This window comes from Frigidibacter albus, from assembly GCF_009908165.1.
Classification (GTDB): domain Bacteria; phylum Pseudomonadota; class Alphaproteobacteria; order Rhodobacterales; family Rhodobacteraceae; genus Frigidibacter; species Frigidibacter albus.
The window spans coordinates 1-8,278 of record NZ_JAAAUC010000028.1 but is presented as its reverse complement, the minus strand read 5'-3'; the positions used below and the strand labels follow the sequence as shown (position 1 = coordinate 8,278).

Below are 8,278 nucleotides of genomic sequence, written 5' to 3'. Positions count from 1 at the left end.
TTCGCCCGCCGGCTCAAGACCCTGAACGGTCTCACGCCCTACGAATACATCTGCAAAATCCGGACATCAGAGCCAGATCGATTCATCCTAAATCCGATCCACCAGATGCCGGGACTGAACACCTAGGCGTTGTGGTCGAGAACCGTGACGGGGCGGGCGGCATCATCGGGACGGACTATGTTATCAACACCGCGCCGGACGGCTACATCATCGAATACCTGACCTCCTCGACCCTGCTGGGCTATGCGGCGGCGGGTAAGGAGTTCCGGGCCGGAGAGCACATCGACCCGGTGGCGGGTATCAACCAGAGCCAGACGCTGTGGACGGTGAACCCCAATGTCATCCCCGTCAAAACGCTCGACGAGTTGATGGACCACCTGAAGGCAAACCCTGGCGAATCCTATGCGACCGTGGGTGTCGGATCGACCGCGCACCTGACGATGCTGAAGGTGGCGGGCGAACGCGGGCTGGAGGTCGAGCACATCCCATATCGCGGCGGATCCGCCGCCACGGCAGCTTTGGTGGCCGGAGAGATCGGGCTGATCGCGGGCGGCGACCCCGCCTCGGCGTTGCCGCACATACGCTCGGGCGCGATCCTGACGCTTGCGGTGTCGGGGCCTGCTCGGATGAAAAGCCTGCCCGATGTGCAGACCACCACGGAACTCGGCTATCCCGACATAATCACGGTCTCCTTCGGTGGTTTCGCCGTGCCGCATGGAACGCCGCAAGAGGTTGCTGACGTGATCACGGGTTGGGTCAAGGGCGCGTCCGAGGATGAAGCCTTCCGCAAGCGGCTGGAGGAACTGGGCACCGAAGTGGTCTTTCGCGATCCCGCGACCTTCATCGCCGACCTGAATGCCAACACCGATAACTTCGAGGCGATTCTGGAGAAATACGAGGTCAAGTGACCTGCACGACGTCCCGGGCCACCTGCGCGCCCGGGACACCGTTGCCAGTGCGCACCCTGCCAACCTTGCCATATTGACAACCGAGCAACGTAGGTTACTAAGATAACCTATGTGATAGGGAGGAAGCCATGGCTGACGGTGGAAAGAAAGAGGTGCTGGACGCCTCGGTCATTCTGGATGAGGACATCGAGAAGGCGCGTAAGCTGGTCGGTGCCGATACTGCATTGAACTCGCTGGAACATATTTCGGTCGCGAATGTCGATGCGATCCGCAACTTCGCGCATGGCTATGGCGACGACAATCCGCTGTTCACCAATGCCGCCTATGCCTCCACCACCCGCTGGGGCGGGCTGGTCGCGCCGAACATCATGGCGGCGATCATCAACAAGCCGATGCTGGGCGACAAGCTGCCCGACGATCTGCGCGCGCTGAAGCGCGGGCTGTTCCGCGGCATCCATGTCTTCGTCTCGGGTTCGGACTGGAGCTGGTATCAGCCGGTCCGCGAAGGCGACAGCCTGATGAGCTTCACGGGCGAGGACGGGGTCGAGGTTAAGGCCTCGGAATTCGCGGGCCGCACGGTCACCAAGTTCCTGCGCACGGTCAAGATCAACCAGCGCGGCGAGGTAGTGGGCGTCTATCGCAAGCGCTCCATCCTGTCGGAACGCAAGGCGGCCAAGGAAAAGGGCAAATACACCGCGCTGGAAGCTGCCAGCTACACCGAGGACGACATCCGCAACCTGGATGATATCTATCGCGCCGAAAAGGTGCGGGGCGCCGAAAAGCGGTATTACGAGGACGTGACCGTGGGCGAGCCGATGGGCACCATGGCCAAGGGTCCGCTGACCGTCACCGACATGGTGATCTTCCACGCCGGCGGCTACGGCTTCCAGCCCTATTCGCTGACCACCGGCCGGATGTGGATGGAGAACCGCAACCGCATTCCGGCGTTCTACACGCCCAACAGCAGCGGCGTGCCCGATGTGATGCAGCGCGTCCATTGGGACCGCGAACTGGCGCAGGCCACCTCCGGCAACCCGCTGCCCTATGATTACGGCGTCCAGCGCGAATGCTGGCTGCACCATTTCTTAACCGACTGGGCCGGCGACGACGCCTGGATCTCGCGCCAGTATGACGAGGTGCGCCGGTTCAACTACATGGGCGACAGCCAGATCATCACCGGCGAAGTCACCGCCAAACGGATCGAGGACGACCGCCCGATGGTCGATGTGGAACTGCGCGCGACCAGCCAGCGGGGCGAGGTCACCGCGCGCTGCGAGGCGACGATCATGCTGCCCTCGCGTGAGCACGGTCCGGTGGTGCTGCCCGATGTGGACCCGGCGCTGAAGCGCAAGGCCACGCAGATGTTCGAGCGGCACATGGAGCTCAGTCGCGCGCGCTGACCGGCCGCGCCCGTGCCCTTCGCGCTGGATCCGTCGCAGGTGCTGCTGGCCGAGACGCTGGCCGCCTTTCTGGCGGACCGGCTGCCCTCGCAGCATCTGCATGGCGCGTTCGACGGGGACGCGCCCTTCGACAGGGGTCTGTGGCAGGGGCTGGCCGATCTGGGCTTTGCCGGTCTGCTGGTGCCCGAGGCATCCGGCGGTGCCGGGTTGGACCTGTTCGAGGCGGCGCTAGCGGCCGAAACACTGGGGTATGCCGCAGCCCCGGTTCCCTCCTTGGGCCATGCGCTGGCGACGCTGGCCTTGGCGCTGGAAGGCGGGACCGCCGCGCAACGCTGGCTGCCCGCTCTGGCCGATGGATCGGTCATCGGCACCGTGGCGCTCCATGATCCCGCCGGATGGCGACCCGCAAACTGGTCACAACCCGGAACGGGCGCGCCAGCGCTGGCAATTCGTTCCTGCCGCAGGACAGGCCCCGCTGATCGTCGCGGGCCTGTCGGGGGGGCGCTTAGGCGTGATCGAACCCGGCGCGCCCGGTGTCCATACTTCCCCCATGCGAGGGATCGACCACACCCGGCGGCTGCACGCGCTGACGCTGGACGGCACGCCGGTCCAAAGGCTGGCGCTGGACGGCCCCCAGGTGAACCAAGTCGCCGATGCCGCGCTGGTCCTGCTGGCCGCGGATGCCTTCGGCGGCGCGCGGCGGGTGCTGGACCTGTGCCTGCGCCATGTCCAGGACCGGGAGCAATACGGCCGCCCCCTGGCCGGATTCCAGGCCATCCGCCACCAGCTGGCGAACATGGCCACGCAGGTGGAACCATGCCGCGCGTTGTGGTGGCATGCCGCCGCCGAAGGCTCCTCCAGCGCCGCGGCCCTTGCCAAGGCGCAGTGCGCCGAGGTCTTTCTTCAGGCCGCCCGTGATGGGGTCGAGCTGCACGGCGGCATCGGCTTTACCTGGGAGCATGACATGCACATCTGGTTGAAGCGCGCCCTGTTCGACATGGCCTGGGCGGGAGATGCCACCCTGCACCGCCTGCGCCACGCCGATCTGGCGGGTTGGTAGGCCTCAGCCCGGGGCAGGGTCCGTGGGCTTGCGCTTCAGCATCTTGAAGACGCCGGAGGACTGGCCCACCACCCCCTCGCCCACCTTGAACACGCCCGAGGCGAAGGCGGTCGATCCGCCGGTATGCTCCACCTTGCACCAGGCCTCGATCAGGTCGCCCGCATGGACCGTGCCGGTGAAGGAGACGCTCATCTGCACGGTCAGCTGCGGGAAGCCGCGGTTGAACTCCTGCACCGCGATGCCCATGGAGTGATCGGCAAAGGCCGCCAGAACGCCGCCATGCACCAGACCGCCCAGGTTCAGCATGCGCTCATCCGTCAACAAGGCCACCCGGCGCCAACCGCCATGCGGGCGCATCCACAGCGGGCCGAGACCCTCGAAAAAACTGGCCTCCTTGCGGCGCTTCCAGCCCAGGGCTTCCATCCGTTCCTCGGGCGCGGTCTTGACGGCTGTCTCCATGATCGGCACGATCCTCCCTAACTAGGTTATACAGGTAAGCTGATTCTGCGGCAAGCGCTATCATGCTGCCGCAGGCGGGACCGGGAGGGGGAAAGGTGATCGATCACGACCGGCTGATGGCCATGCCCATACCAGCGCAGGAACAGGCCTATGGCTGGAAGGACTGCGCGCTGTACGCGCTGGGGCTGGGGGTGGGGCTGGACCCCACCTGCGCCGACGACCTGTCCTTCCTGCTGGAGGACCGGATCCGCGCCATGCCGACCATGCCCGCCGTGCTGGGGCGCCCGGCGCTCGTGAAACTGGACACCGGCATCGACTGGATCCGCACCGTGCATGGCGAACAGGGCCTGACCCTGCACCGCCCCTTGCCGCCGAAAGCGCGGATCCGCGCGCAGTCCCGCTTTACCCAGGTGATCGACAAGGGCGAGGGGCGGGGCGCGCTGTTCTTCGTGGAACGTCAGCTGTCCGATGCCGAAACGGGCGAGTTGCTGGCCACGGTCCGCCAGACGCTGTTCGCCCGCGCCAATGGCGGCTTCGGCGGCCCCACCAGCGCGCAACCTGCCGCGCATGTCCTGCCGGATCGCGCGCCCGACATGACCCAAGACAGCCCTTCCAGCCCGCAGGCCGCGCTGATTTACCGCTTGTCGGGTGACATGAACCCGCTGCATGCCGATCCAACGGTCGCCGCGCGCGCCGGGTTCGACCGGCCGATCCTGCATGGGCTGGCCAGCTATGGCATGGCCGGGCGAGCGATCCTGCGCGCCCATGCCAGAAATGATCCGTCACGGCTGCTGGCGCTGGATGCACGCTTCACCGCCCCCGCCTGGCCGGGGGAGACCTTCCGCACCGAGATGTGGCACGACGGCGCGGTCATCGGCTTCCGCGTGCGCTGCGTCGAGCGCGATGTGGTTGTCCTGGACAATGGCCGGGCCGAGGTGTCGGACACGCCAAGATAGGCGTCCCCCCAGCCCGCGCCCGCTATCGCATCAGGCTGGCGGGGTAATCCGGCCGGCCGATCGCCTCGAAGTGGCGACGGGTGTTCTCCAGCTTGGTGAAGACATCCTCATAGCCCAGAGCCACGCCATCGGGGTCCACATAGGTGTAGCCGCCGGTCACATGGAACAGGGTGATCATCTCGGTCACGCCATCGGGCACGACCAGCGTATGAGTCTCACCAGGCGGTTCGAAGGCATAGCTGCCCTCGGTGGCCACCCAGTCATGTTCCAGATACAGCCAGCTTCCCCGCAGGGTGAAGGCATGGACCGGGCCGGAATGCCGGTGGCGCGACAGCACGCCCGACTTCCGCACCCGCAGCAGGTTGACGTAATAGCCCTGGCTCACGTTCAGCACAAGCGGACGGAACGACACCCCCTCGGCCTGCGGCACCCAGAGATCGGGCTCCGCATCCAGATCCATCACCCCCGGCATGATTAGATCCTGTTGCATCCCGAACGGTTGTGGCTTGCGATAAGGGATCTTCGTGGCGTCCCCGCCGGTCATCGGCACGCTTGCTTTGTCCATTCTTTCCTCCTTGCGCATGATCGCGATCTGGGTTTATCAGACTCTTGATGGTTATGTTAGTTATATTATTTATCTTGCATATCGGATGGAGGAGAAGCGCTGATGAAGGTATTGGTCCCCGTCAAACGCGTGATCGACTACAACGTGAAGGTCCGCGTGAAGGCGGACGGAAGCGGCGTCGATCTGGCGAATGTGAAGATGTCGATGAATCCCTTTGACGAGATTGCCGTGGAAGAGGCGATCCGGTTGAAGGAGAAGGGCGTCGCGACAGAGGTCGTCGTGGTGTCCATCGGCGTGAAGCAGTCGCAGGAGACACTCCGCAATGCTCTGGCCATGGGTGCCGACCGCGCGGTGCTGATCGAAGCCAGTGCCGATGTGCAGACCGATATCGAGCCGCTGGCCGTGGCGAAGCTGCTGGCCGGCGTGGTGAAGGACGAGGCCCCGGGCCTGGTCCTCACCGGCAAGCAGGCGATCGACAATGACATGAACGCCACCGGACAGATGCTCTCGGCCCTTCTGGGCTGGTCGCAGGCGACCTTCGCCAGCGAGCTGGCGGTGGAGGGCGACACCGCCACCGTGACCCGCGAAGTCGACGGCGGGTTGCAGACCATCAAGGTCAAGCTCCCGACCATCGTTACCGTGGACCTGCGCTTGAACGAGCCGCGCTATGCCTCGCTGCCGAACATCATGAAGGCCAAGGCCAAGCCACTGGCGACCAAGACCCCGGCCGATTACGGCGTCGATACCGCCCCGCGCCTGAACGTGCTCAAGACGGTGGAACCGGCGGGCCGCAAGGCGGGCGTCAAGGTGGGCTCGGTCGACGAGCTGATCGCGAAACTCAAAGACGAGGCTGGGGTGCTGTGATGGCTGTTCTCCTGATTGCCGATGTGAATGACGGCCAGCTTGCCACGGATTCGGTTGCCAAGACCTTGACGGCCATCGCCTCCTTGGGCGAGGTCCACGCGCTGGTCGCCGGCCCGGCCTCTGCCGCGGCCGAGACAGCCACGCTGACCGGCGTGGCCAAGGTCCTGCATGCCGAAGACGCAGGCCATGGCCTGGCCGAGGGCATGGCCGACCTGATCGTCTCGCTGGCTGGCAATTACAGCCACATAGCGGCGCCTGCGACAGCCTATGCCAAGAACTTCATGCCCCGCGTGGCGGCGCTTCTGGACGTGATGGTGCTCACCGATGTGACCGCCGTGGTCGATGCTGAGACCTTCGAGCGCCCGATCTACGCCGGCAGCGCGATCCAGACGGTCAAGTCCGCCGACGCGAAGAAGGTCTTCACCGTCCGCACCGCCACCTTCGCCGCCGCTGGGGCTGGGGGTTCGGCCAGCGTTGAGTTGGTTGCCGCCAAGCCCTCGGACCTGTCCTCCTGGGTCGAGGACAAGGTGGCGTCCTCGGACCGCCCCGAGCTGACCTCGGCCAAGGTCGTCGTCTCCGGCGGCCGTGGCGTCGGCTCCAAGGACAGCTTCGCGGTGATCGAGGCGCTGGCCGACAAGCTAGGCGCTGCCGTGGGTGCCTCGCGCGCGGCCGTCGACTCGGGTTACGCGCCGAACGACTGGCAGGTCGGGCAGACCGGCAAGGTCGTCGCGCCGCAGCTTTATGTCGCCGTCGGCATCTCGGGCGCAATCCAGCACCTTGCGGGCATGAAGGATTCGAAGGTCATCGTCGCGATCAACAAGGATGACGAGGCCCCGATCTTCCAGGTCGCCGATTACGGCCTGGTGGGGGACCTCTTCACCCTCGTCCCGGAACTGACCAGCAAGTTGTGAGTGAAGGCAAGCGGTGGGGGCAGACCTTGCCGCCGCCTGACCAAACGCATATCCCGCATAACGGCCTTCCAAGATCGCTTCCGATTTTCAGTGCTGATTCAAATGTCGGCATCAGACGGTGGGCAAATTGAGTCCGCGTTTCGCGGTCTTCGATGCATCACCAGATATCGGGATCGCGCCCTCGATACCCGTCTGGGCACGCTGAACCTGCGAGTGCCGAAGCTGCGGCAGGGCAGCTACTTCCCGGGCTTCCTCGAGGCCCGGAAGACTTCGGAGCAGGCGCTGGTGGCGGTGATCCAGGAGGCCTGGATCGGCGGTGTCTCGACCCGGCGGGTGGACGAACTGGTGCAGGCCATGGGGCTGAACGGCATCTCGAAGAGCACGGTGTCGAAGCTCTGTAAGGAAATAGATGAGCGCGTCGGCGAGTTCCTAAACCGCCCGCTGACCGGCGAGTGGCCCTATGTTTGGCTGGACGCCACCTATCTGAAGGTGCGCCAGGGCGGGCGGATCGTGCCGGTGGCGGCGATAATCGCCGTTGCCGCCAACACCGAGGGTCGCCGCGAAATCATCGGTCTGGGCATCGGCCCTTCAGAGGCCGAGATCTTCTGGACCGAGTTCCTGCGGTCCTTGCGCGCCCGAGGCCTCGGAGGGGTCCGGCTGGTGATCAGCGACGCTCACACCGGCCTGAAGGCCGCAATTGCCCGCGTATTCGAAGCCACTTGGCAGCGCTGCCGCGTTCACTGGATGCGAAATGCGCTTGCCCACGTCTCGCGCGGCCAGCGTTTGCGTCCCGCATATTGTGGGTAGACGTTTGTTCAACCCGACTGTCAGCTATGCGGACGGAGTTCCTTTTCTCGCACCGGGCGGCCCTAGCTTCGACGAGGTGCAGCTAGCTGTCTAGCCCTCCCGCGCAGGATGCCGTCGCAAGCCTAGTTTGAGCCCAGTGGTTGTCCCCATAGGCCTTCCTATAGACTGTGAGTGATACCAATTGCGGTCAGTAGGGATGCATTGCATGTTGGCGCGGTATTCCTAGGTGTTCAGTCCCGGCATCTGGTGGATCGGATTTAGGATGAATCGATCTGGCTCTGATGTCCGGATTTTGCAGATGTATTCGTAGGGCGTGAGACCGTTCAGGGTCTTGAGCCGGCGGGCGAA

8 protein-coding genes and 4 pseudogenes are annotated in these 8,278 nt (G+C 65.1%); 9 read left to right on the top strand and 3 right to left on the bottom strand.

All coding sequences use genetic code 11. The annotated features are described in order from the left end of the window. The 5 genes and pseudogenes from GVY41_RS19865 to GVY41_RS19845 all read left to right on the top strand — a co-directional run. A pseudogene (locus tag GVY41_RS19865) lies at positions 1 to 126 on the top strand (IS481 family transposase); the annotation flags it as partial. A 5-nt stretch (positions 127 to 131) separates the two neighbouring features. Beyond that, a complete protein-coding gene (locus GVY41_RS19860) occupies positions 132 to 908 on the top strand; it encodes a Bug family tripartite tricarboxylate transporter substrate binding protein (protein ID WP_161348713.1) in 777 nt (258 codons plus the stop codon). 128 nt (positions 909 to 1,036) lie between these two features. Further along, complete coding sequence (locus GVY41_RS19855) at positions 1,037 to 2,308, top strand: FAS1-like dehydratase domain-containing protein (RefSeq protein WP_161348712.1); 1,272 nt, start codon at positions 1,037 to 1,039, stop codon at positions 2,306 to 2,308. A 12-nt stretch (positions 2,309 to 2,320) separates the two neighbouring features. Further along, a pseudogene (locus GVY41_RS20720) lies at positions 2,321 to 2,653 on the top strand (acyl-CoA dehydrogenase family protein); the annotation flags it as partial. A 37-nt stretch (positions 2,654 to 2,690) separates the two neighbouring features. Continuing rightward, on the top strand, positions 2,691 to 3,368 hold the full coding sequence (locus tag GVY41_RS19845) for an acyl-CoA dehydrogenase family protein (RefSeq protein WP_161348711.1): 678 nt from the start codon (positions 2,691 to 2,693) through the stop codon (positions 3,366 to 3,368). Positions 3,369 to 3,371: 3 nt separating this feature from the next. On the opposite strand, the gene GVY41_RS19840 is transcribed toward GVY41_RS19845, so the two are convergent. Then, the gene (locus GVY41_RS19840; protein ID WP_161348710.1) at positions 3,372 to 3,827 is read right to left on the bottom strand and encodes a PaaI family thioesterase; all 456 of its coding nucleotides are present in this window, start codon (positions 3,825 to 3,827) and stop codon (positions 3,372 to 3,374) included. Between the two features lie 95 nt (positions 3,828 to 3,922). On the opposite strand from GVY41_RS19840, the gene GVY41_RS19835 reads away from it, so the two are divergent. Next, on the top strand, positions 3,923 to 4,783 hold the full coding sequence (locus tag GVY41_RS19835) for a MaoC/PaaZ C-terminal domain-containing protein (protein ID WP_229726141.1): 861 nt from the start codon (positions 3,923 to 3,925) through the stop codon (positions 4,781 to 4,783). Positions 4,784 to 4,805: 22 nt separating this feature from the next. Here the strand turns inward: GVY41_RS19835 and GVY41_RS19830 are convergent, their stop codons facing one another. Next, positions 4,806 to 5,348, bottom strand: a complete 543-nt coding sequence (locus tag GVY41_RS19830; RefSeq protein ID WP_229726139.1) for a 2,4'-dihydroxyacetophenone dioxygenase family protein — start codon at positions 5,346 to 5,348, stop codon at positions 4,806 to 4,808. Between the two features lie 102 nt (positions 5,349 to 5,450). Between GVY41_RS19830 and GVY41_RS19825 the strand changes: the two genes are divergently transcribed. The 3 genes and pseudogenes from GVY41_RS19825 to GVY41_RS19815 all read left to right on the top strand — a co-directional run. Further along, on the top strand, positions 5,451 to 6,212 hold the full coding sequence (locus GVY41_RS19825; RefSeq protein ID WP_161348708.1) for an electron transfer flavoprotein subunit beta/FixA family protein: 762 nt from the start codon (positions 5,451 to 5,453) through the stop codon (positions 6,210 to 6,212). Continuing rightward, a complete protein-coding gene (locus GVY41_RS19820) occupies positions 6,212 to 7,123 on the top strand; it encodes an electron transfer flavoprotein subunit alpha/FixB family protein (protein WP_161348707.1) in 912 nt (303 codons plus the stop codon). The genes GVY41_RS19825 and GVY41_RS19820 overlap by 1 nt, the downstream gene beginning before the upstream one ends. A gap of 165 nt (positions 7,124 to 7,288) precedes the next feature. After that, positions 7,289 to 7,906: pseudogene (locus GVY41_RS19815) on the top strand (IS256 family transposase); the annotation flags it as partial. A 246-nt stretch (positions 7,907 to 8,152) separates the two neighbouring features. On the opposite strand, the pseudogene GVY41_RS19810 reads toward GVY41_RS19815, so the two are convergent. Continuing rightward, positions 8,153 to 8,278: pseudogene (locus tag GVY41_RS19810) on the bottom strand (IS481 family transposase); the annotation flags it as partial.

Coding starts and splice junctions, on each gene's coding strand:
- GVY41_RS19855 (WP_161348712.1), top strand. CDS start 1,037: ATGGCTGACGGTGGAAAGAAAGAGGTGCTGGACGCCTCGGTCATTCTG.
- GVY41_RS19845 (WP_161348711.1), top strand. CDS start 2,691: ATGATCCCGCCGGATGGCGACCCGCAAACTGGTCACAACCCGGAACGG.
- GVY41_RS19840 (WP_161348710.1), bottom strand. CDS start 3,827: ATGGAGACAGCCGTCAAGACCGCGCCCGAGGAACGGATGGAAGCCCTG.
- GVY41_RS19830 (WP_229726139.1), bottom strand. CDS start 5,348: ATGGACAAAGCAAGCGTGCCGATGACCGGCGGGGACGCCACGAAGATC.
- GVY41_RS19825 (WP_161348708.1), top strand. CDS start 5,451: ATGAAGGTATTGGTCCCCGTCAAACGCGTGATCGACTACAACGTGAAG.
- GVY41_RS19820 (WP_161348707.1), top strand. CDS start 6,212: ATGGCTGTTCTCCTGATTGCCGATGTGAATGACGGCCAGCTTGCCACG.